The organism is Rheinheimera salexigens (assembly GCF_001752395.1).
Lineage (GTDB): Bacteria > Pseudomonadota > Gammaproteobacteria > Enterobacterales > Alteromonadaceae > Alishewanella > Alishewanella salexigens.
Genome location: NZ_MKEK01000001.1, coordinates 3,103,761 through 3,128,214 on the forward strand (window position 1 = coordinate 3,103,761; position 24,454 = coordinate 3,128,214).

Sequence of the window (24,454 nt, forward strand, 5' to 3'; positions counted from 1 at the left end):
CAAGTTGCTTATTTAAAACTAATTTGCGCTAAAAATGAATCACCATACTGCATTGGTTCTAAGTTAAAATATTCAGCTAAGGTTTGGCCTATATCAGCAAAGCTATTACGCTTACCTAAGTTAACGGCGTGCATACCGGGTTGATACACCAGTACCGGAATATATTCCCGAGTATGTTCAGTACCAGGCCAAGTAGGATCGCAACCATGATCAGCGGTTAAAATAAGCATGGTATCCGCGTCACAAGCGGCCATGACCTCGGCTAAACGGGTATCAAAATACTCTAGCGCCTCGCCATAACCAATGGCATCACGCCGATGGCCATAGTTTTGATCAAAATCAACCAAGTTAGTAAATATAAGACTATTATCCGGCTGTTGGGCCATTTGTTCTAAACTGGTATCAACTAAAGCGGTTAAGCCGGTCGCTTTAATGTTTTTAGTGATGCCCTGATGGGCATAAATATCGGCTATTTTGCCAATGCTGATCACTTGGCCATTAGCCTTTGTTAGTTTATCTAACACGGTTGGCGCGGGTGGCAGTACAGAGAAATCACGACGATTACCCGTACGGGCATAATTTGCCGCACTATCGCCTAAAAATGGCCGAGCGATTACGCGGCCAATATTATACTTATCTAATAATTCGCGAGCAACTAAACAAAAATCAAGTAACTTTTGTAAACCAAAATGTTCTTCATGCGCCGCCACTTGAAACACACTGTCAGCAGATGTATAGCAAATTGGCATACCGGTTTTAATATGCTCATCGCCAAGCTTGACTAAAATATCAGTGCCCGAGGCATGACAATTACCCAAAATACCGCTTACACCGGTACGTTGGCACAGTTCATTAATCAGTTCTGGCGGAAAGCTGTTGGTTTTATCATGGAAATAACCCCATTCAAACAACACAGGCACTCCTGCCATCTCCCAATGACCACTTGGTGTGTCTTTACCACTGCTAAGCTCTTGAGCATAGCCATAGCCACCTTTAAGCTCGGTAGCACTTGGTACGTTAGCTTGCTGGCCTGAACTCGCTTCTGTCGCGGCATTAACTAAACCTAAAGCAGTTAAATTCGGTAATGCTAACTGACGGCCTTTTTGTTTAAAAAACTCAGTGGCGATACTGGCGAAGGTGTTAGCACCTACATCATTAAATTTTTCAGCATCGGCTGAATAGCCAATACCAAAACTGTCTAGCACCAGTATTACTGCTTTAGTCATATCTGTTACTCCAACGATGTCTTGATTAAGATCACAGCTTAACACAGAGCCACTGTAAAGCTGGTCGTATAGTCACCAAGATCTGCCAAAAAATAAAAAGGGCACGCAGTGTAAAACGAAGCCCTCGCTTTTACAATGCTTAGGCCTAAAAACGATAAAGCCCGCCAGTAGCGGGCTTTTAATCACATAAGCGCCTTAATTAGGTAAGGCGGTATAGCCCATATTGTATAAGGTAAAGCTGAAGATATCGGCTGTTTGCTCTATTTGCTTCGACACTGGCGTACCGGCACCGTGACCGGCATTGGTTTCAATCCGGATTAGTTGTGGATTAACCCCCGCAGCTTTAGCCTGTAGTTCGGCAGCAAATTTAAAGGAATGCGCAGGCACAACTCGATCATCATGATCTGCTGTTGTCACTAATGTCGCTGGATACGCCACACCTTGCTTAACATTATGTACCGGAGAATAGCCCTGTAAATAGTTAAACATGTCGACGCTTTGCTCGCTGGTGCCGTAATCGTAAGCCCAACCTGCCCCTGCAGTAAAGGTGTGGTAACGCAGCATATCCATAACACCTACAGCAGGTAAAGCGACCTTCACTAACTCAGGTTGTTGGGTCATAACGGCACCCACTAATAAACCACCGTTAGAGCCACCGCGAATTGCCAGTTTTTCAGCTGATGTATAACCTTGCTGCTGCAAATATTTAGCTGCAGCAATAAAGTCATCAAATACGTTTTGCTTTTGCATTAGGGTACCGGCTTTATGCCAGTCTTTACCATATTCGCCGCCACCGCGTAAATTAGGTACGGCGTAAACACCGCCTAACTCCATCCAAACGGCATTAGTGACACTAAAGCCTGGAGTTAAGCTGACATTAAAACCGCCATAACCATATAAAATAGTCGGGTTAGAGCCGTCAAGTTTAAGCCCTTTTTTATAGCTAATAATCATCGGTACTTTAGTGCCGTCTTTAGAGGCATAAAACACTTGCTCAGATACAAAGTTGTCACTGGCAAACTTAGCCGCAGATTGGTGATATACCTCGGACTTACCGCTGGTAGCCGAGAAACTATAAATGGTCGGTGCTGTGGTGTAATTACTAAATGAATAATACAAAGTATCGTCTTGCTTTTTACCGTCAAAGCCAGACACACTGCCTAAGTTTGGCAGTTGAATGTCGCGGATTAATGTACCGCTATAATCATATTGCTGCACTTTAGATATGGCATCAACCATATACTCGGCAAAAATATAGCCCGCGCCTTTATTGGCACTTAACACATGCTCAGTTTCGGCAATAATATCTTGCCAATGATCTGCAGTCGGATTTGCTGCATCAACCTTAACCACTTTTTTATTTGGCGCATTTAAGTTAGTCACTAAAAATAAAGTACTGCCATCATTATCTAATAAATAGGTGTCTGAATCAGTGTGATCTAAAATCGTCACTAGCTGACTATTTGGCTGGGTTAAATCTTTAATAAACAGTTTATTGCCTGAAGTAGACACTGACGCAGAAATTAATAAATAGCGCGCATCGTCTGAAACAGACGCACCAACATAACGGTGCTTTTGCCCATCGCTAGCGCCAAATACAACTTGGTCTTGCTGCTGTGCTGTGCCTAATTGATGGTAATATAATTTATGCTGATCGGTTTTAGCTGAAAGCTCACTGCCATCAGGCTTGTCGTAACTTGAGTAATAAAACCCTGCGTTGCCTACCCAACTAATGCCACTAAATTTAATATCAACCAGTTCTGGTTCAAGTTGCTGTTTAGTTTCTGCATCAATAATGATCACTTTACGCCAGTCGCTTCCGCCTTCAGATATCGCGTATGCTGCTTTAGAGCCATCTTTAGAAAAAGTCACGCCAGCTAATGAGGTGGTACCATCAGCACTAAAAGTATTAGGGTCTAAAAATACTTCGCTGCTACCGTCTTCAAGCAGGCGATATAAGACATACTGATTTTGCAAACCGTCATTTTTATAAAAATAGGTATATTTACCTTCTTTAAACGGCGCCCCTACTTTTTCATAGTTCCAAGATGCGGTAAGTTTTTGCTTAATATCTTCTCTATATGGAATGCGCTCTAAGTAATCAAAGGTGACTTTGTTTTGTGCTGTAACCCACGCCTCGGTCTCAGCACTACGATCATCTTCTAACCAGCGATAAGGATCGGCAACTTGTTGCTCAAAGTAACTGTCTACCACCTCGCCTTTAGCGGTAGTAGGATAAGTGATGGCAGTCGTGGTATTTGGCATAGTCGCAGTCGTTTGAGTTGAGGCTGAAGAATTAACGTTATCCGCACTGCCACAGGCAGTTAATAACGATACGGCTAAAATACTAAGGGCATATTTCATAGCTATAGGCTCCGATTTATTGTTGTTATAATATCGAAGCAGCTTAGCAAAGAAGCCTAAGCTTGACTATGATCAATTAGCGACCAATTAGCGCTCAGATCCAGCAGTTAAAGCGTAAAATCAAGGGCTAACAAAATCTACTATCGCTAAAAACAACAAAACCAGCCGAAGCTGGTTTGTTGTTTTATAATGGTGCCTCGACCCGGAATCGAACCAGGGACACGAGGATTTTCAATCCTCTGCTCTACCGACTGAGCTATCGAGGCACATAAACTGTGCTAGTTAATGACTAATATTAGCCTATAACTTTAAACAATGGTGCCGCTTATCCGAGTCGAACGGATGACCTACTGATTACAAGTCAGTTGCTCTACCAACTGAGCTAAAGCGGCTACGACAAATTTTGTTATATCGTATGATGCTGTGAGAATACAACAGATTAAACTGTTAAAACTTTACTGTCAAAGCCAAGTTAATAAATACAGACACCAAAAATTTAATGGTGCCTCGACCCGGAATCGAACCAGGGACACGAGGATTTTCAATCCTCTGCTCTACCGACTGAGCTATCGAGGCAACGCGGGTCGTATTAAACGGATTTTGCGCTATTAAGTCAATAGATATTTTATAGAGTTAGTGCTGTTAGCTTATAACTTGTACAAAAACCACTAATAAGCTGTAGTTTGCCTAATCAACTATGTTATTTTTTCAAAGTTGTTAAAATACCTTCATTCGAACAAGCCTGCTAAAGTGTAAGCAGCAAAAAATGGATCTTCAATGAAAAACTTATCATTTAGCCGACCTATTTTTAAACGGTTGGCCTTGCTGTCTATGATTATTTTGTGTGTACAAGCTAGTTTGTTTTTCTTTATTAGTTTACCTGATCCAGAGCAAAACAATGTAGGACTAGAGCGTCTTGAAACTGAAAGCAAAATGCTCAGTCGAATTTTACTGCCGTTACTGCAGCAAAAAAATAATAAGCAAGCAGAGCAAATGCTATTGCAAAGCCGCAATGGTGACCGTAACCGAGCCCTTTATTTATATCTCAGTAATAATAAAACCGATAACTTTGAATTAATTGCCAATACCAGCAACGTGCAAGGCTATGCACCACAACCGCAATTAAAAAATCTGAGCCAGCAACAAGACAATTACTTATTGGCTAACCAGCTCATCACTATTGATAGTGAACAACAAGCCTTGCTCATATATGTGCAACGACTGACACCGCCAAGCCAGTTACCTGTACTCATTATCTTTATCGTATCTATTGTACTAGGCCTAATACTCAGCCTATTTTTTGCTCGTCATATTTCAGGCTTTTTTAGCCGTCGCTTATCACCATTGGTTATAGGTACTCGTTTTGCATTAGAAAAAGAGCAATTTCAAGGTAGTTTAGAAAGCCATGCCGACGATGAATACGGCGTATTAGCCAGTTATATCAACCAGTTATTCCGCAGAATAGAGTTATCTCACAAAGCTTTTTCTGAATCTGAAGCCAATATTGCTAATTTAAAACAAGAAGTTGAACAACAAATAAAACAACGAACTGAGGCCTTAGAAGCCGCTAAGCTAACCGCTGAGAAAGCCAATGAAGCTAAGTCGACTTTTTTAGCCACCATGAGCCATGAAATTCGTACGCCAATGAATGGCATTATTGGTACCGTAGACTTATTACGTAAAACTCAGCTATCAACCTCACAATTTAGAATGTCAGATACGGTAAGAGAATCGTCTTTTTCTTTACTGCGTATTTTGGATGATATTTTAGACTTTTCTAAAATCGAAGCCGGTAAATTAGAGCTTGAAACCATACCGCTATCTTTAGTAGAAACCATTGAAGCCGTGGGACGAATTTTAGTGTCAGTCGCGCATCAACGGCAAATTGATTTAAAACTGTTTATTGACCCTAAGATCCCGGATGGGTTAATTGGCGATCCGGTTCGTTTACGCCAAATACTGTATAATTTAGCCGGTAATGCCATTAAATTTACCAGCACCAGTAGTGACAAAACCGGCCTAGTCATGATTAAAGCCGAAATGCTTGAAGAGAATCTTGATTTTAGTCAAATTCAATTTAGCATTATTGATAATGGCCGTGGCATGACCCAGCGCCAGCTAAATTATGTGTTTCAACCGTTTAATCAAGCAGAAGGCTCTATTACGCGCAAATTTGGTGGCACTGGATTAGGCTTGTCTATATGCCAACGTTTAGTGACCCTGATGTACGGTGAGATCAACGCTCAAAGTGAAGTTGATAAAGGCACCGAGTTTAGCGTGCGTATTCCAATGCGCCGCTCAGATGACTTGCAGTATGTGGCTAAAGATTTACTACAAGATATTCATATTTGTTTTTTTACCACCGATGCCCATAACCGCAAACATATACAACAATATTTAAGCTACGCTGGCGCAGAGTTGGATAGCGTGGACAGTATTGGCGGATTAACTCAGCGAGCATCGACTCAGAAGCTATTACCGCCTAAGCAAGCCGCAGTTTGGGTGCTAGATGCCACCTATGAGCAAATGTCAGTTAACGATATCGAGCAACTTCAACAGCACGCAAGTATGAATCAAGTGCAATTTGTGGTGATCACTAATCAAGTTGAGTTGTCAGAGCAAAGTACTGATCGAGTCTATTATTTGCACAGCGCACCTATTTGCCGCAGCCACTTATATGACGCTATTTTAATTGCCGCCAAACGCAAAGCTAAGCCGGTATACCACGACTATCACTTAGCAACGACTAAACAAGCGCCGTCTATTAGCGACGCGCGTAAGCAACGTCGATTAGTGTTATTAGCTGAAGATAACTTAATGAATCAACGTGTTATTGTTGAGCAACTAAATGCCTTAGGTTATGCCGTTGAAGTGGCTGATGATGGTACTATCGCGCTGGAAAAATGGCGTCGTTATCACTACCCGCTTATTTTAACCGATTTACATATGCCTAATATGAGTGGTTATGATTTAGTCACTGCTATTAGAAAGGAAAGCCTACACCTTAGTGAAGGAGCCGAGTTTACTCGCGTCGTTGCTGTCACCGCGAACGCCCTTAAAGGTGAAGAACAAAAGTGTTTGAGTATTGGTATGGACGGTTATATTACTAAGCCAATTGAACTGGCTACATTAGAGACCATGATGGATCGCTGGCTGCCGCATGACGACGACGCACAACACACATCTACTGCAACGGTATCTACTCCAGCTACTCCATCTACTGTAAAAGACTCGCTACCGGCGCCAATTTGCTTTACAACTATTGCTAACTATTTGGGCAATGATCCCGAAAAGCATGAGCAGCATTTAAACTATTTTGTTACCAGCAGCGCCGAATTACTGCAACAACTGCAGCAGCATTCGCAGCAACAAGATAGAAGCTTAGTCTGCTCTATTGGCCATCAATTAAAAGCGTCAGCCAAAAGTGTCGGTGCTTTAACGTTAACCGAGCAAGCTGCAAAATTAGAAAAAGCAGCAGAGCAAAGTGATTGGTCGGTGATCAATGAAACTATCCGCACCTTAGAGCAAAAGTATCAAGACGTGGTCAGTTATGTCCAGCAGCGCTATTAATTGCTGAAAACGGGTTTAATGCCGGTAATTAGCAATAAAAAAGGCAGCTAACAGCTGCCTTTTTAGTCTTAATTAGTTAATACTTTAATTAAAACTGATTCATAGTGTTATCTTTACCACCGGCTTTAAGCGCGGCATCACCCGAGAAGTATTCTTTATGATCATCACCAACATCTGAACCCGACATATTCTGGTGTTTTACACAGGCAATATTTTGCCGGATCTCTTTACGTTGTACGCCTTCTACATAGCCCAGCATACCGGCATCACCAAAGTACTCTTTAGCCAAGTTATCGGTCGACAAGGCTGCAGTATGGTACGTTGGCAATGTGATTAAGTGATGGAAAATACCGGCATCACGTGCCGCATCTGCTTGGAAAGTACGGATCCAATCATCGGCTTCTTTGGCTAACGCTGTAGCGTCATACTCTTCACTCATTAACTTAGCTCGGGCGTAAGCTGACACATCTTTACCGGCTTCCTGCCAGGTGTCGAATACTTGCTGACGGAAGTTTAAAGTCCAGTTAAACGATGGGCTGTTGTTGTAAACCAGTTTGGCATTCGGTACTACTTCACGAATACGGTTAACCATTTCAGCAATTTGGCCAACATGGGGCTTTTCAGTTTCTATCCATAATAAGTCCGCACCGTGCTGTAACGAAGTAATACAATCTAGTACTACGCGATCAACACCGGTACCCGCTTTAAACTGGAACAAACCACTGGCTAAGCGCTTTGGTTTTAATAATTTGCCATTGGCTTTAACCACAACATCACCATTGGCAATATCGTCGGCACCTTTAATCACGTCACCGTCTAAAAAGCTGTTATATAAGTCACCTAAATCACCTGGCTCGTTAGTAACGGCAATTTGTTTGGTTAACCCTGCGCCTAATGAATCGGTACGGGCAACGATGATACCGTTATCCACACCTAGTTCTAAAAAGGCATATCGCACGGCATTAATTTTTGCTAAGAAATCAGCATGCGGAACCGTTACTTTACCGTCTTGGTGGCCACACTGTTTTTCATCAGACACTTGGTTTTCAATCTGGATAGCACAAGCACCTGCTTCAATCATCTTTTTAGCTAATAAATAGGTGGCTTCTTCATTACCAAAACCGGCATCAATATCTGCAATAATTGGCACAACATGGGTTTCAAAGTTATCGATTTTTTGCTGTACTGCGGCAGCTTGCTGCTCATTGTTTGCATCACGCGCATCGTCTAGTTCGCGGAATAAGCCCCCTAGTTCACGAGCATCCGCTTGCTTTAAAAAAGTGTATAGCTCTTCAATTAGTGCTGGCACTGCGGTTTTTTCATGCATGGACTGATCAGGTAAGGGACCAAAGTCTGAACGTAAAGCGGCAATCATCCAGCCAGATAAGTATAAGTATTTCTTTTTAGTGCTACCGAAGTGCTTTTTAATAGAAATTAATTTTTGCTGACCAATAAAACCATGCCAACAACCTAATGATTGGGTGTAAGCACTGGTATCTGCATCGTAAGCTGCCATATCTGCACGCATAATATCTGCTGTGTAACGGGCAATATCTAAACCGGTATGAAAACGGTTTTGGGTCTGCATTCTAGCGGCAGACTCAGGATTAATTGCAGCCCAAGCGGCGCCGTTTTGCTGACGTAATTGGGTTAATTTTTGTATCGCATCTTGGTATGCTGACATAATTATTTCCTCTACTTGCTGTTCGCGCAGCGTAATTGACGCTGAAATGTTGCAGGTGAACGCTTACCTGTTGACATACACTATAGATGCGAGTCGTAAGATTCATAAAGCTAATTTTAATGATTCCTATCATTCACCAAATTTATACCTAGATTTATAGCAAAGTTTACTTGACGCTGAATACCGCTTCGAGCCTATAATTCAGTAACGTTATATTTAAATGATGAGTCATAGATAAAATGAATATTAAAAAAATGGATCTAAACTTATTAGTCTATTTAGATGTGTTGTTACGAGAGAAAAATGTCACCCGTGCTGCTGGCCAACTTAATATTACTCAACCGGCCATGAGTAATGGTTTAAAACGGCTGCGCGATTTATTAAATGATCCTATTTTAGTTCGCACTTCTGATGGCATGGTACCGACTGAGCGTGCCCGTGAGTTAGCACCTATCGTACGTGGTGTGTTATTAACCCTAGAAGAAACCCTACAACCTAATAAAGACTTTGAGCCCGAGCAAAGCCAGCGGGTATTTAGGATTATGGCCAGTGATTATGCAGCCTCTACCCTAATACCGGCGTTATTAAAAAAAATGCGCGAACTGGCCCCTCACACTAGCCTCGATATTATGACTCCGTCTGATGTTAATTTTCATGACGTAGAAAACGGTAAAGTGGATATGGCGATTAACCGTTTTGATCAACTGCCGCAATCTTTTCATCAAAAGACGGTGTGGCGCGACAGCTTTTCTTGTTTAATAAGTGCTAGTAACCCGGTGTTAGAGCGGTTTAATCTTGATAGCTATTTAAAAGCCCAGCATATTTGGGTTAGTAAAACCGGTTTTGGTGTTGGCGTAGGCATGGATCCTAAAGATGTGCAAAAGTTAGGCTGGGTAGATGAAGCGTTAACCCATATCGGCAAGCAGCGTAAAATATCGGTATTTACCCGTAATTATCATGTTGCTATGCATCTCTCGGTCGGTATGGATTTAATTGCCACGTTGCCAACTCGTGCTGCACGCTTATATGAAAATGATACTAGTATGGCAATTATGGACCCGCCTTTTGCTATTCCAGCTATCGAGCTAAAAATGATTTGGAGTCCATTATTGCACCAAGACGCTAGCCATATTTGGTTTAGACGTTTGATTACTGAAGTAGCTGACGAACTAAACAAGACTTAAATACGTGTTAGCCTAATTAAATACCGCAATAAACATGCAACTCATTAACCTGAGCGCTAGCATATTTATTGCGGCGCTGTAGGCCGGTATAAGCTATCCGTTGCTTTGACTCAGTAACTCGTAGGCCGGTAAGGTTAAAAAGTCTACCAGTTGATCACAAGTGGTAATATCCAGTAATAACTGCTGCGCTTGAGTAAAGCTTTGCTCAGCCCAAAGTGCTTCACCCACTTCTTGCCGTACCACTTTTGATTCTTGCTCTAGCATAGTGCTAAACAATTGGTTAGTAATTAACTGACCATTACTTAACTGCTTTTTATGCTGGATCCATTGCCAAATAGAGGTTCGAGAAATTTCTGCGGTGGCGGCATCTTCCATTAAACCGTAAATAGGTACGCAGCCTTTGCCACTGATCCAAGCTGCAATATATTGTAATGCCACCCGAATATTGGTTCGCATACCTTCTTCTGTCCGTTCACCTGGGCACGGCTCAAGAAGCTCTGCCGCAGTAATCGGCGCATCTTGCTCTCGTGTAACATCAAGCTGGTTAACTTTAGTAGCAGTTAAATACTGATCAAGCACGGTGTTTACTGTTGCCGCAAGTCCTGGGTGGGCTATCCAAGTACCATCATGACCATTTTTCGCTTCTAATTCTTTATCAGCACGCACCTTAGCTAAAATTTTAGTGTTTTCTGCTTGGTCTTTAGACGGAATTAATGCCGCCATACCGCCCATCGCTAAGGCACCACGTTTATGGCAGGTCCTCACTAATAACCGAGAGTAAGCATTTAAAAACGGTTGTTGCATGGTCACCACTTGCCGATCCGGCAATACTCTATCAGCATGGTTTTTCAGCGTTTTTATATAGCTAAAAATATAATCCCAGCGGCCACAGTTCAGTGCCACTATATGATCTTTTAGCATATATAAGATTTCGTCCATTTCGAACACAGCCGGTAACGTTTCTATCAATACTGTAGTGCGGATGCAACCAATGTCTTGGTTAAACTTCTGCTCAGTGTAACGAAATAAATCATCCCACCATTTTGCTTCTTGATGGGTCTGTAATTTTGGTACGTAGTAATAAACACCGCTGCCATTAGCGGTACGGGTTTGATAGTTATGCAAAAAATACAGGGCAAAATCGACAATAGAGCCAGGGACGGGCTCGCCATCAACAACTAAATGTTTTTCCCATAAATGCATACCACGAACACGGGCAACTAATAATGCCGGATCGGGGTTTAACGCATAATGCTTACCTGAATTTTCATCGGTATAACTAATAGTGCCAAGATTAGCATCACGTAAATTAATCTGACCTTGCATAAGCCCTTGCCAGCTGGGGGCTTGCGAGTCTTCAAAATCTGCCATAAACACTTTAACGTCAGCATTTAGGGCATTAATAATCATTTTCCGATCGACCGGACCGGTAATTTCTACTCGACGATCGCGTAAATCCTCAGGAATCGCAGCCACTTGCCAGTCAGTTTGACGAATATTGGCTGTTTCGGCTAAGAAATCCGGCAGTTCTCCGGCATCATAACGTTGCTGTACGATTTGTCGCTCAGCAAGTAGCTGCTTTAAACGCGGCCGAAATTCTCGGGTTAATTCAACTAATAAGGCACAAGCCGATTCAGTTAAAATTTGCTGATAATCGTTAGTTAAAGGGGCAATAATGCTTAATTCAGCACGGCTAGTGGTCGTCATAAGGTCAGTCCTTTTTTGCTGCTAGCGTTAATATATAAGCTAACTAATAAGCGCTTATATTAACCAAATAGATTTTTACTATAAGCCCATTCCACTATAAAACATATCAATACAAAGAATCTCTGCCATTCATGTAACGCATAACAATATTTTACGCATAACTAAAATCATGGCACAGCTTGTGCTTAATACTTACGGTAAGGCTAAGTATTGGCACTGCGTCAATTTAATGTCAGAGGTGGTTATGGAATTTGTTTTATTATTGATCCTACTATTAGTCATAGTAGTGGCATTGGTCGCAAATCGCTTTGTTTCTAATGGTAATCCGTTTCCGGTGCAAAAGCGAAATAGCATTTTCAGCCCGGTAGAACGAGCTTTTATGCAATTATTAGAGCAAGCGGTGAGTAGTGAGTACAAAGTACTTAATAGAGTAAAACTAGCTGATATTATTGAAATAAAAAAAGGTGTCGGCGATAAAACTCACAATAGTACCTTACGCAAACTAAATGCAAAATATTTAGACTTTGTGCTTTGTGACCCTAATGATATGCGGGTTATTGCTGTTTTAGACTTAGTAAACAATACTAATAAAGAAGGCCATAAAGCGATACCAGACTGGTTTGTTAATGGTGCTTTAGATGCCGCAGCAGTACCCTATTTACGCATGAAAATAAAAGCAGGCTATACTGCTAGTGAAATTCAAACTGTGATTGCCAATCGATTAGGAAAACCAGTGACTAAACCAGAACCGACGTTTAAAGGTTTAGTTAAAAAAGGACCAACCAGACCGGTTCGCTCATTAAAACCAGCGAGCAATGGCAATAAATTGCCGATACCGGTTTTATCGCATTCACAAATTAAAGCGCAACAAACCGCGCTGATACAGGCTTCTTAACGCTTTGGAGAAATGAGTCACTCCGCGCTAAGTTGGAATACCGCCCGCTGCAACGGGCGGTATTTTTTTATTTAAAAAAAACATTTAGCCTGCTATTCCAAAAAAAACTTAAGTAATTCTCGTAGTTGCCGTTACACTAATGCAGTGTATTGTCATAGGAGGTACTATGAGTCAATCTGTAGGCTCTACAGCGACAGCGCAAGCTTTTGAAGTTCTTGGCGCCGTAATGGCAAAAAAACAGCAAAATCAAGAAGCTAAAATGGCCACTATGCTAGTACAAAGTGCTATGCAAAGTGTTGAACAAGTGCAATCTTCTGCACCTGTAGGCAACTTAGGCCAAAACATTAATATTAGTGTTTAACCTCTCGCCATATGTCGCAAACTATAAAGCCAGCATAATGCTGGCTTTATTTTTTTACTGGCTAAGCCTCTACTTGCTCGTTATCTCTTTGTTATAGCCCATTTAAAACACTTATAAACAAAGCTTACTATCGGCCTAGCTTTTATCTTGCTGCTCTAAAAAACCTTTAAACTCTATTGCATACAGTTTTAATAACACTGCGGTTAAGGCAAAAATAATAGGCCCATAAATTACGCCTATTAAACCAAACAATTGAATACCGCCGATTAATGACAGAAAAATCAGCAAGGTATTCATATTAGAACTGCCTTGCATCAATATAGGTCGTAAAAAATTATCAATAGAGCCGACAACAATAACACCCCAACCCGCTAAAAAGGCTGCCCAACCCCATTCTCCGGTTAAGCCTAAATACAATGCAGCAGGTATCCAAATTAATGCCGTGCCTACTAGCGGAATAAATGACGCAAAGGCCATCATTGTGCCCCAAAATAAGCCTGGCATGCCAACAATAGACATGGCAATACCACCTGCAACACCTTGTGCTATGCCGGTTAAAAACGAGCCCATTACTGCAGAACGGCCAACGTTTTTTGCCTCAGTTAATAGCGCGTTTTCTTGGCTACGCGTTAACGGGATTAACCAATGTAAAGCATCCACCACTTTGTCGTAATCGCGAAGTAAAAAAAACAACACAAATAACATCAGAAACAGGCCAAATAATACTCCGGTAATATCGCCGACTAATTTAGTGCCCATATCCAATAAAACTTTACCAAAACTAGAAGCAAACTCCGTTAAACGCTGAATGATATCTTGGGTATTTACGCTATCGATGGGTAAGTAATGCTCTATCTTTTCTTTGCCATTGATAATAGATGGGTGTTGTAATAGCTTTTCAGCGCCGCCTTTACTTAACCACTGATAGCTTTGTTTAGTAAATTGCGCCGCTTGCTGCACAATAGCAAAAAATACCAGCCCAGCAGGTAATACAATAACAACTACTAAGGCCGTACATGATAACGCCGCCGCCAAATTAGGTTTACCGGGTAACTTGGCTTCAAGTCGCTTATGTAATGAAATACATAATAATGACAACACAAAAGCTAATACTAAGGCACCTACATAAGGTGCTATGAGTAAATAACTGGCATAAAGTGCCAATAGCAGGGCTATAATTAATAGCCAGTGTCTGGGTTCTGTTTTAAATTCTGCCATTGTCACTCGATCCTTGTTTAAACAACTGGTATACATGTATTAAGGTGCAACTTGTTGTAGCAATAAGCCACAAATATAAGCACCGTAAGTACCTAAGCCATAGCCTAACACCGCTAATAACACCCCAACAGGTGCTAAAGACGGATGAAATGCCGCGGCAACAACGGGTGCAGAAGCGGCACCACCCACGTTGGCTTGGCTGCCTACAGCCATATAAAACATCGGTGCTTTAATTAACTTAGCCACCACCAATAATAAACCCGCGTGCACCGCCATCCAGACTAGGCCGACTAAAAACATATGCGGATAATCCAATATCGCTGTTACATCCATATGCATACCAATGGTTGCCACTAAGATGTATAGGAAAGCTGAGCCTATTTTAGATGCGCCAGCCGCTTCTAAATTACGTACTCTGGTCACAGACAGTAACAAGCCTAACGTGGTGGCAATAACCACTAACCAGAAGAAGCTACTGGTTAAGCTATACATCGCTAATTGAGGGGCTACCCGCTCTAACCACGGAGCAATGATATCTGCCAAGAAGTGAGATAAGCCGACCACACCAAAGGCCACCGCAACTATCAGCATAATGTCATTTAAACTTGGAATTCGGGAGTTTTCAGCTTGGTACTTTTCTATTTTTTCCCGTAAGTATTTAATACCTGTGGTATCCGCACCGTTTGCTTTATCAAAGTAGTCAGCACGACTGGCTATCCAAAGTAATACGGCCATCCAAAGATTAGCAACGATAACATCCACGGTGATCATCACCGAAAAAATATTGCCTTGAACGTCAAATACTTCTTTCATTGCCGCTTGGTTAGCACCGCCGCCAATCCAGCTACCTGCAATGGTTGTCATACCACGCCAAACATCACCGCCTAATTCTTGCGGAAATATTGTGCCCATTAAGGTTAATGCAATTGGACCACCGATTATAATACCTAGCGTACCGGTTAAAAACATAATTAATGCTTTTGGTCCAAGCCCTAAAATAGCTTTAAAATCAACGCTTAATGTTAGTAATACTAAGCTGGCAGGTAATAAGTAACGCGAGGCAACTTTGTATAAAGCCGAGCCTTCACCGTCAATAATGCCAAAGCTGTTAAATAACGAGGGTATAAAATAGCATAGTAGGAGTGCCGGAACGTATTTGTAAAACGCTTTACAGTAGCGGTTTTGACTATGACTTGTATAAAAAACTAGCCCCAAAATTGTTGCTAGTATTCCTAGCACAACCGCATCATTAGTAATTAAAACAGTGCTTTCTTGCATAATAGACCTTGTTCGAGTTGACACGTCATTATAATAATTTTCGTCAACATAGCATAGCCGCTGCTTAGCTCAAAGCAGACACCGCTATATTACAGCCGTTTTTCGACAGTTTGCAGCTTCTGAGAAAGCTTTAAACGCCAGATAAATTTGGTATCAGATTAAATGAGTAAGCATGGTTTTAGATTTTATGTACTATAGCTTTTTTAGTCGCGTTAATTAACAGAGCCAAGATGATCCAGCTGACACTTGATTACACCCCTCCTTTAGCCTGGCAGCACATGCTAAACTTTTGGCAATTTCGCACACTTAATGGCATTGATTGGGTACGTGATGGCCATTATGGCCGTACTTTCTGTTATCAACAGCAACCGGGCTGGTTTGAAGTCAGGGTATTAAATGGCCGTCAACTCCAGCTTAACTTACATTATGCTGCAGACACCGATACAAAATTGCTAATAGCGAACATCAGACGCTTGCTGGATCTTGATGTTGACATACAACAAGTAGAATACTGCCTTAGCCAACACCGTTTATTCCGCCAAGGCTTTATTCCTGGTTTACGCATTCCTGGCGTCTGGGATGCTTGGGAGGCCGGTGTTAGAGCGATTTTAGGCCAACAAGTCAGCGTAGCCGGTGCCCGCACCCAACTTAACCGCTTAGTGAGTGCCCTAGGTGAGCCGTTAGGTGAGCCGTTAGTTGAGCCGTTAGATGTGCAATTAGAGATACCGTCCGACGGCCCTAAATATTTATTCCCCAGCCCAGAAACAGTTTTAGCTAGCTCATTAGATATGATTAAAGTACCGCAATTACGCCGAGAGAGCCTACTGGCGTTGGCAGGGCTAATGATTGAGCAACCGAATGCTGCACCAGAGCAATGGTTAAGTATTAAAGGTATAGGTCCTTGGAGCATAAACTACGCCAAGTTACGTGGTTTATCTGAGCCTGATATATGGCTAGCCGGAGATTTAGGCATAAAAAAAGCCTTACAACAAACAGAAACAGTGGCAGATGATCTAAACTTATTATCACCTTGGCGTAGTTATGCTACGTTTCAACTTTGGTTTAGCTTAGGAGCTTAATATGTATCATCAATATATTGACACCCCACTTGGCCTGATGCGCATTTCTGCTTCAGAACAGGGCGTGACTGAAGCACTCTTTATTCAGCCCTCTGAGCAAGCTACCGCTAAACCATCGCCAATAACTGAGCAAGCCGCAGCGCAACTTAATGCTTACTTTGCCGGTAACTTACAGCAGTTTGACTTACCGTTAGCCGCAACTGGCACTGAGTTTCAGCGACAAGTTTGGCAACAACTAACCACTATCCCCTTTGCGAGCACTTGCAGTTACGCAGCAATAGCCCAGCAAATTGAAAGGCCCAAAGCCATGCGTGCAGTAGGTGCCGCTAATGGTCGCAACCCGATCTCTATTATAGTGCCGTGTCATCGTGTTATTGGCGCTAGTGGTAAACTTACTGGTTATGCTGGAGGGTTAGATAGAAAAGCGTGGTTACTTAAACACGAACAGCACCACTAGGGTGCTGTTCGATTAACGCTTATTACAGCGCATTAACTAAGGTCGAATTAGAATTGGTAAGAGACACCAAAGCGGAATTCATTTTTAACATCACTGCTATTTAAGGCAATATTACTGCGTACTGCCCAGTCTGGGCTAAAGTAAAACGCTACACCACCCACTAAGCTACCATAATCATCGTAAATTGAGTGGTAACTGGCTTCTGAATACAACTCAACTTGTGGTGTTAATGGATGCTTAAAGCCGATACCAGCGTATCCACCGGTGTCATCGCCATCTTTAAATTCAGTTTGTAAACCGGCTAAAACGTAAGTTTGGGTCTTAGGTGAAAAATCTAAGCGCTGATTTAATAGATATTTAACGCCTGCTTTCAATACATTAACATCGTAATTATGCTTTGACAGCACAGAGAAGCTTGCATCCGCAACCCAGTTGCTATCTAAACGCATAGAACCTTCAATATAAGGGCCATCGACATAAGCATCTGTATAACCAGCACCGACATAATCCCAACGAATATCCGCTGTCGCGGCGGCGGCGAAAACACTAGCACAAGCTGCTGCAAGTAAAATTGATTTTTTCATCGTTAAAACTCCTTGGATTACTTTTTTTGGTTTAACTTTGCTCGAAGCAAAATTTATCCTGATTTCAATTCAGTGACTTAAGCATACTGGCTGCAGATTAATGCCACCTGAACTTTAAACCGGTTAAAAGTTAGGATTTTATAAGCCAAGGCCATTATACTAATGGTTTTTAATCTAGAGACGACAGCATGCAATTAATTGGCATTATTGGCGCGATGGAAGCAGAAGTTGCCATACTGCGCCAGCAACTATCCCATTTAGAAACCAAAGAGCTTGGCCACTGTGTTTTTTACACCGGTGAATTAAACAATTGCCGTGTAGTGTTAGTACAATCTGGCATAGGTAAAGTGGCTAGTGCTGTAGCCACTACGTTAATGATCCAACATTTTACGCCCAATGCGATTATAAACACCGGTTCAGCGGGTGGTTTTGATCCAGAATTAAATGTTGGCGATATCGTCATTAGCAGTGAAGTGCGCCATCATGATGTTGATGTAACCGCTTTTGGTTACGAATTAGGTCAAGTGCCACAAATGCCCGCGGCTTTTATCCCGCATCCTGATTTAGTCAGTGCTGCAGAGCAAAGCATTGCTAGCTTAGGTTTTTGTAAAACTAAGAAAGGCTTAATTACCACTGGTGATAGCTTTATTTGTGATCCGGACCGAATAAACATAATGCGCCAGCAGTTCCCGACAATGCTAGCAGTCGAAATGGAAGGCGCGGCTATTGCCCAAACTTGTTATATGCTTAACACACCTTTTGTGGTTATTCGCAGCCTTAGCGATATTGCCGGCAAAGAATCGCCTGAATCTTTTGAAGCTTATTTAGAAGTGGCATCAAAAAACAGTTCAGCGATGGTAAAACAGTTACTTAGCCGTTTAGCGACGCTTAATTTATAACCAGAGGTCAATAACTTGAGTGTTGGCAACATGAGCCCATGGAACGAGAGATACTGGTAATATGAGCTGGTTAGACACATTACCGGTTTATCCCCTTGTATTACTAGCAGTGGTTTTAGTCTCAACGCTATTACCACTGCCTGATGCTTATCATCCTCTGACTTTATTCCGCTTTTTTGCCCAACAATTAGCCAAGAAAGTTAATCCCGATGTAACTCGTAGCAAACAGCAGCAACTATTATCGGGTTGCTTGGCCATTTTAGTGGCTGTTTTACCTTGTATAATACTGTTTTACGCGTTATATCAATTTTCTGAACTGCCGATAATATTAGATGCGCTATTACTGTATTGTTGTTTAGATTGGCGCTCGCAAAGCCAAAAGGCCGCGCGTATTAGTTCGCTGTTACAACAGCAACAACTGTCTTTAGCCCGACAACAAGCTGATGGCTTGCTGTTACGCCAAACTAAAGCCTTAACGAACATGGGCTTAAGTAAAGCGCTACTAGAAAGCTTGTTACTGCAAAGTAGTAAGTTATTTATTGCTACCTTAGGCTATTTTTTACTGGGTGGCGGGTTAGCCGCGCTTAGCTATCGTTTATTACAAGAACTACAACGACAGTGGAATCCTAAGCTTAGCCAGTTTCGCTATTTTGGCTATCCGGCCTCAGTTATAGCAACCTTCCTAGCCTTGCCGGCATTAATGTTCAGCAGTAGTCTTATTGCGCTACAATATGGACTAATACGTTGTTATAAAAAGTGCCAACAAACGCGCCTATTTTTTAGTCGTGGTAGTTTTTACTTACTAAGCTGTGCCAGTGTTGCGCTTAATTGTGATTTAGGCGGACCTGCCTACTATAAACATAAAAACCAAGACCGTCCTGCGGACAAAAACGTTTCTGGTAATAAATCTGCAAGCAAAAAAGATATTGATCATAAATACATACAAAATAAAGTGTCTAGAATGCGCTTTACAGCTAAACATCCACCCGCTGCAGTCGATATAATATGTACTTTGCGCCTAATCCGTTTTTTACATCTTTATGTATTACTGTTAATTTGTGCGCTAAGCCTACTTAATTATTTGTGGTTTCTACCACGTTAAGTAAGCAAAACTGTATATACTCGAATCGCTGGACAAAGTAAGCGTTAACAAGTATATGTTTTATAAGTATTACTTTAGCAGCACCAAAATAATAACATTAAGCTGCTTATGTTAGGGGAACCAGTGAAAAATTGGCGTTATATTTTCTTTGCTGTGTGCTGCGCGACAATTTTTGTTGTTAATGCTACTACCACACCGTTACTAAGAGCACTTACGCCAGATCAAGGCTTATCGCAGGGCTCAATTCGCGATTTACTCATTGATGACGAAGGCTTCCTTTGGTTAGCTACCAATGCTGGCATTAATCGCTATGACAGCAATAAAGTATTACAACTTAGCTCAACTGAATATCCGCTCAATGAAATGGCTTTTGTGCAGATATTACAAGACTCACAACAGCGAATTTGGGCTGCAGCAGAAAAGAATGGTATTTATTTATTTGATCCAGAGTTAACTAAATTTGAGTTGGCTATCCCGTTGACAACGCTTAACGATAACCAACAAAACGCTCGTATCATCTCCATCGCAGAATATGATAAAGACCATTTATTAATTATTATTAATGATAGTTTATATCTTACTTCTACCCATAGCAGTGAAGCGTCAGCTTTTACGGTAAAGCAACTGTTTAGTTTGGCCGACTTTGATATTGATAATGGCTGGTTACGTAATGCTTATGTGGTTGACGGTAACATTTACATCGGTTCCATTAATGGTGTCTATTATTTGGATATGAAAACCGGTGTTGCCACACTGTTACCGCATTTAACGCCAGCTATGCTTAACGACACACCCAGTCGACAACTAGATCAAAATCATATTAAGTATTTACAAATTAAGCAGCAACGGCTGTGGATTGGCGCCGTTGATGGCCTTTATAGCATCGGTGTTAACGAAATTAATAGCTATGTCCAACAGAAAACCCAATATACGCCAATTCAACATCTAGCTGATTATAATATTTGGCAAATTCATTGGCAGCAAGATCAGGCCTTAATTGCCACTGATCAAGGGTTAATTGAATTTACACCAGCAGACAACCGGTTAAAAAATGTTTTACGCTTAACGCAAAGCAATGCAATTTTATATGATGAAAATATTCTGGATATTGCAGCCGATGACTATGGTGGCTATTGGCTTGCCACTCGTAACGATGGCGCTTATTACTGGCACAGCCGTGGTCAAGCCATTATGCAAATTTCAAAAACTGCAGATAGCCAATATAGTTTAAGTAATGAAAAAGTTTATGCCATTGCCACGACATCTGACACTGAGCTCTGGGTTGGCACCAATAACGGCTTAAATCAGATTGACTTAACCACCAGAAAAGTTACCCAGCACTATGTCAATCCTGATGTTAAAACAGTATTGCATAGCAGCACTTTTGGTCGCGTTTTTCCGGTTACTCAAGATAACAAACTGTGGTTAGTAACAGGCACTGGAATAAACTATTTTGATACTAAACTCAATCAACTGCATGTTGCGCCGAGTATTACAGCTGACGATGCTAAAATATTAAAACAAGCTCATAATTTTACTTATGGATATCAAGATTATTTTTACTTTGCTACTCCTGATAACTTTTATCGTTATAATTTAACCAGTAGTAAATTAACTCCGTTAGCCAATTTGTCGGCCGTTATTAGTCCTACTGAATACGGCAGTATTCTTGGCATGTTAAGGCATGGCGAAAAATTATTATTGTCCAATGCCGATCAATTGTGGACTTATGATCTGCAACAACAAACAGCTGAGCTCGTGTATCAGCATCAACCTTATCAACCGCATTTAGGCCGTAACGCCGATAAAATGTTGATAGATGATAATAATGTTATTTGGGTCGGTTTTATTGGCCTTGGTCTTTTAGGCTTTGATGGCGAGAATTTAGATTTATTACACAATCCTAATAAAAGTACTGATAGTAAAATTGCCTATGCATTACAGAAAGATAAAGCAGGCAATATTTGGTATTCATCTCATCAAGGGTTATCACGCTTCAATCCGAAAACCTTACACACTGAAAACTTTACCAAAGCAGATGGTTTATTGTCGCATGAATATAATGGTAGCGCCTCAACTGCGCTGGCCGATGGCCGCTTAGTCTTTGGTAGCATGCGTGGTATCACTATCATTGAACCTGAAGCCTTAGCAACAGAGGAACATCAACCCAAAGTCATTATTACCGCGCTCTCCACCCAAACTGGCGATAAACGTAATATTCAAGGTAATTTAAATCAACACCGCTTTACGCTATCGCACCAAGACTTAGGTATTGAACTGCACTTTAGCAGTATGAATTTTCGCGATGCCCATAAAATGCAATATCGATTTTGGCTAGAGGGTAAGCAATCACTTAACTTTCCGTTACAAAATCAACATAAAGTCAATTTCCCGCAATTAAGCCCCGGTGATTATACCTTTAATGTTGTTGCTGTCTCGCCAACCAATGGTAGAGAAAGTAAAGTCGCACAACTGTTTTTAAAGATTGAACCTGCCCCTTGGCTATCTAATTGGGCTATCGCTAGCTATATCCTACTGATTATGCTGATCACCTTTATCTTTTTTTACACTCGGCTCAAGCAACAGCGGTTAGTTAATTCTGCACACCTTAAAGTGCAACAAAGTGAGCAACGCCTGCAGCAAGCACTCGCCTCGGTTGATAGCGGCGTGTGGGAGTGGCAAGCAAGTGATGATAGAGTGTATGCGTCAAAAGTGCAGACAATTCTAGGGTACGCTACCAATCGTACTCCATTAACCCTTACCCAGCATTTTGATTTGATTCACCCCGATGATCTAGATGACTTTACTTCTTCTTGGCAGCGCTTTATGCAGCAGTCTGATACCAATTTCGATATCACTTATCGTTTGCGCCATATAGAAGGCAATTGGTTATGGTTTAGGGTTATGGGTAAAGCTATCAGATGTGAAAATAATGATAGTGTGCAGCGCGTCTTAGGTACTTTTTCTAATATTACCGAAAGCCGTGCCACCTCAGAAAAAGCTCGTTTATTTGGCGAAGCTTTTCAGCAGACTCGAGACTGGGTCGTTATCATGAATAATCAACAACGTTTAGTGGCGGCTAACCTCTCATTTACCACCGCTTTTGGTAATATGGATCAATACTTAAGCACGCCTAAGTTACATCATTTAGGCATTAGTTTAAGCCGCAGGCGTTTTTATACCAAACTTCTACAACAGATGAAGATAGGTGAACATTGGCAAGGTGAAGAGGTCGTTATCACGCCAGATGGTAGAGAACGTCCGACATTAATTAATATCAGCGTCGTCGGCGAGCAAGCAGAAAAAGCTTTTTATGTTTTAGTATTTACGGATATAACCGAACAAAAACTAGCAGAAGAAGAGTTGCGCTATCTGGCCAATTACGATGCATTAACCGGCTTACCAAACCGCGCCTTGTTAATGGATCGTATTTACCATGGTATTGATCTTGCCAAGCGGGCAAAAAAATCCTTAGCGTTATGTTTTATTGATCTAGATCGATTTAAACAAATTAATGACTCTTTGGGCCATGATGTTGGTGACTTATTATTAAAAGAAGTATCGCGCCGCTTAACGTTAACCCTGCGTGATTGTGACAGTGTCGCCCGGCTTGGCGGCGATGAGTTTGTGGTGTTGCTAGAAGGCTATAAAACTGAAGAAAACATTAGCCATATAGCGCGTAAAATGCTGATGATTATCAGTGAGCCTATGCTTTTAGGAACGCATACAGTTGGTATCTCTCCCAGTATTGGTATCGCTGTATACCCGCAAGATGCGATAACTGGCACCGAATTGCTTAAGCATGCCGACGTTGCGATGTATCATGCCAAAGCTGCTGGGCGTAATAACTTTCAGTTTTTTACCGCTGAAATGAATGAAAAAGCTCACATGCAATTAGCGCGTGAAACACAACTACGTCAAGCTTTACAGCATGATGAGTTTTTTAACGTCTATCAGCCCATCATTGACAGTCAAAGCCGCAAAGCCGTCGGCGCTGAAGTGTTATTACGTTGGCAAACAAGCGATGGCATGATATCGCCAGTAGATTTTATTCCGTTAGCCGAAGAATTAAGACTCATCATTAATATGACCCAGAAACTGTTAGAACGGGCTTTAGCCGATCTAAAACACTGGCATGATCAAGGTCATAAAATTTATTTGTCGGTCAATTTATCTACCCAGCATTTAGAACAGCCGGCTTTAGCCGAACACACGCGTTTATTATTAGAAAAATATCAATTATCAGCTGAATACCTATGCTATGAAGTCACTGAAAGTGCCCTGATGCGCGATCATGAAAGTGCCATCGAAACCATGCAAGCCTTAAGTGATCTGGGCATTAAACTCGCCCTAGATGATTTTGGTACCGGCTACTCTTCGTTAAAATACTTAAAAGAGCTGCCTATTGATGGTATTAAAATTGATCGCAGCTTTGTCAAAGATATTGGTATCGATGTCAACGATGAAACTATTATTGACGCTATTTTAAGTATGGCGTCGAGTTTAGGCATGTATTGCATCGCTGAAGGCGTTGAGACTGAACAACAACTGGCTTTTTTCTGTCAGCGTGACTGTGCCCTCATTCAAGGCTTTTTATTCGCCAAACCGATGCCTAGCGCTACTTTATTGCAGTTTTTGCAAAGCGAATCAGAATTCGCAACACTAGATTAGTGGCTTATTAGACTAATGGTTATGTTATCAGCACTGCCCTAATAACGATTGCCTCTGTTATACTTGGCAGTGCTTAATTTTCTGGAGTCTTGTCGTGCCGCCATTAGTCAGTGGTGCCTTGTTGTTGTTATTAGCCGAGGCCTGCTTTGCCGGTATTGGCGCACTCGTCAAGTTT

Annotated in this window: 16 protein-coding genes and 3 tRNA genes; 9 read left to right on the forward strand and 10 right to left on the reverse strand. The window is 41.6% G+C overall.

From position 1 onward, the window contains the following. Positions 1-8 precede the first annotated feature (8 nt). The 5 genes from BI198_RS14315 to BI198_RS14335 all read right to left on the reverse strand — a co-directional run bounded on the left by BI198_RS14315 (position 9) and on the right by BI198_RS14335 (position 4,166). The gene (locus tag BI198_RS14315) at positions 9-1,226 is read right to left on the reverse strand and encodes a phosphopentomutase (RefSeq protein ID WP_070050165.1); all 1,218 of its coding nucleotides are present in this window, start codon (positions 1,224-1,226) and stop codon (positions 9-11) included. 195 nt (positions 1,227-1,421) lie between these two features. Then, a complete protein-coding gene (locus BI198_RS14320) occupies positions 1,422-3,590 on the reverse strand; it encodes a prolyl oligopeptidase family serine peptidase (protein ID WP_070050166.1) in 2,169 nt (722 codons plus the stop codon). A 190-nt stretch (positions 3,591-3,780) separates the two neighbouring features. Beyond that, positions 3,781-3,856, reverse strand: a tRNA-Phe gene (locus tag BI198_RS14325). Positions 3,857-3,906: 50 nt separating this feature from the next. Next, a tRNA-Thr gene (locus tag BI198_RS14330) sits at positions 3,907-3,982 on the reverse strand. A gap of 108 nt (positions 3,983-4,090) precedes the next feature. Further along, positions 4,091-4,166 (reverse strand) — tRNA-Phe (locus BI198_RS14335). Between the two features lie 201 nt (positions 4,167-4,367). Between BI198_RS14335 and BI198_RS14340 the strand changes: the two genes are divergently transcribed. Next, the gene (locus tag BI198_RS14340; protein ID WP_070050167.1) at positions 4,368-7,160 is read left to right on the forward strand and encodes an ATP-binding protein; all 2,793 of its coding nucleotides are present in this window, start codon (positions 4,368-4,370) and stop codon (positions 7,158-7,160) included. Positions 7,161-7,248: 88 nt separating this feature from the next. Here BI198_RS14340 and BI198_RS14345 read toward each other — a convergent pair whose 3' ends face one another. Then, the gene (locus BI198_RS14345) at positions 7,249-8,844 is read right to left on the reverse strand and encodes an isocitrate lyase (protein ID WP_070050168.1); all 1,596 of its coding nucleotides are present in this window, start codon (positions 8,842-8,844) and stop codon (positions 7,249-7,251) included. Positions 8,845-9,083: 239 nt separating this feature from the next. On the opposite strand from BI198_RS14345, the gene BI198_RS14350 reads away from it, so the two are divergent. Continuing rightward, entirely contained in the window at positions 9,084-10,028 is a 945-nt protein-coding gene (locus tag BI198_RS14350) for a LysR family transcriptional regulator (RefSeq protein ID WP_070050169.1), read from the forward strand. Between the two features lie 93 nt (positions 10,029-10,121). Here BI198_RS14350 and aceB read toward each other — a convergent pair whose 3' ends face one another. Further along, on the reverse strand, positions 10,122-11,735 hold the full coding sequence (aceB, locus tag BI198_RS14355; protein WP_070050170.1) for a malate synthase A: 1,614 nt from the start codon (positions 11,733-11,735) through the stop codon (positions 10,122-10,124). 244 nt (positions 11,736-11,979) lie between these two features. Here aceB and BI198_RS14360 point away from each other — a divergent pair, with 244 nt between their 5' ends. Together BI198_RS14360 and BI198_RS14365 are read left to right on the forward strand one after the other, a co-directional pair. After that, positions 11,980-12,630 carry a DUF2726 domain-containing protein gene (locus tag BI198_RS14360; RefSeq protein WP_070050171.1) on the forward strand — a complete coding sequence of 217 codons (651 nt, stop codon included), beginning with the start codon at positions 11,980-11,982 and terminating at the stop codon, positions 12,628-12,630. 166 nt (positions 12,631-12,796) lie between these two features. Next, complete coding sequence (locus BI198_RS14365; protein WP_070050172.1) at positions 12,797-12,991, forward strand: hypothetical protein; 195 nt, start codon at positions 12,797-12,799, stop codon at positions 12,989-12,991. Between the two features lie 135 nt (positions 12,992-13,126). Here the strand turns inward: BI198_RS14365 and BI198_RS14370 are convergent, their stop codons facing one another. Next, entirely contained in the window at positions 13,127-14,209 is a 1,083-nt protein-coding gene (locus BI198_RS14370; protein WP_070050173.1) for an AI-2E family transporter, read from the reverse strand. Between the two features lie 39 nt (positions 14,210-14,248). Then, on the reverse strand, positions 14,249-15,487 hold the full coding sequence (locus BI198_RS14375; RefSeq protein WP_070050174.1) for a DUF819 family protein: 1,239 nt from the start codon (positions 15,485-15,487) through the stop codon (positions 14,249-14,251). A gap of 230 nt (positions 15,488-15,717) precedes the next feature. Here BI198_RS14375 and BI198_RS14380 point away from each other — a divergent pair, with 230 nt between their 5' ends. Next, a complete protein-coding gene (locus BI198_RS14380) occupies positions 15,718-16,566 on the forward strand; it encodes a DNA-3-methyladenine glycosylase family protein (protein WP_070050175.1) in 849 nt (282 codons plus the stop codon). Position 16,567: 1 nt separating this feature from the next. Further along, positions 16,568-17,023, forward strand: coding sequence for a methylated-DNA--[protein]-cysteine S-methyltransferase (locus BI198_RS14385; protein WP_070050176.1), 456 nt, complete (start codon positions 16,568-16,570; stop codon positions 17,021-17,023). A 47-nt stretch (positions 17,024-17,070) separates the two neighbouring features. Here BI198_RS14385 and BI198_RS14390 read toward each other — a convergent pair whose 3' ends face one another. After that, positions 17,071-17,607: an outer membrane beta-barrel protein gene (locus tag BI198_RS14390; protein ID WP_070050177.1), complete on the reverse strand. Its 537-nt coding sequence runs from the start codon at positions 17,605-17,607 to the stop codon at positions 17,071-17,073. A 188-nt stretch (positions 17,608-17,795) separates the two neighbouring features. On the opposite strand from BI198_RS14390, the gene mtnN reads away from it, so the two are divergent. From mtnN to BI198_RS14405, 3 genes are all read left to right on the forward strand, one after another. Next, the gene (gene mtnN, locus BI198_RS14395) at positions 17,796-18,506 is read left to right on the forward strand and encodes a 5'-methylthioadenosine/S-adenosylhomocysteine nucleosidase (protein ID WP_070050178.1); all 711 of its coding nucleotides are present in this window, start codon (positions 17,796-17,798) and stop codon (positions 18,504-18,506) included. 61 nt (positions 18,507-18,567) lie between these two features. After that, the gene (locus BI198_RS14400) at positions 18,568-19,608 is read left to right on the forward strand and encodes a cobalamin biosynthesis protein (protein WP_070050179.1); all 1,041 of its coding nucleotides are present in this window, start codon (positions 18,568-18,570) and stop codon (positions 19,606-19,608) included. Between the two features lie 123 nt (positions 19,609-19,731). Further along, on the forward strand, positions 19,732-24,279 hold the full coding sequence (locus BI198_RS14405; protein ID WP_235605351.1) for an EAL domain-containing protein: 4,548 nt from the start codon (positions 19,732-19,734) through the stop codon (positions 24,277-24,279). Positions 24,280-24,454 lie beyond the last annotated feature (175 nt).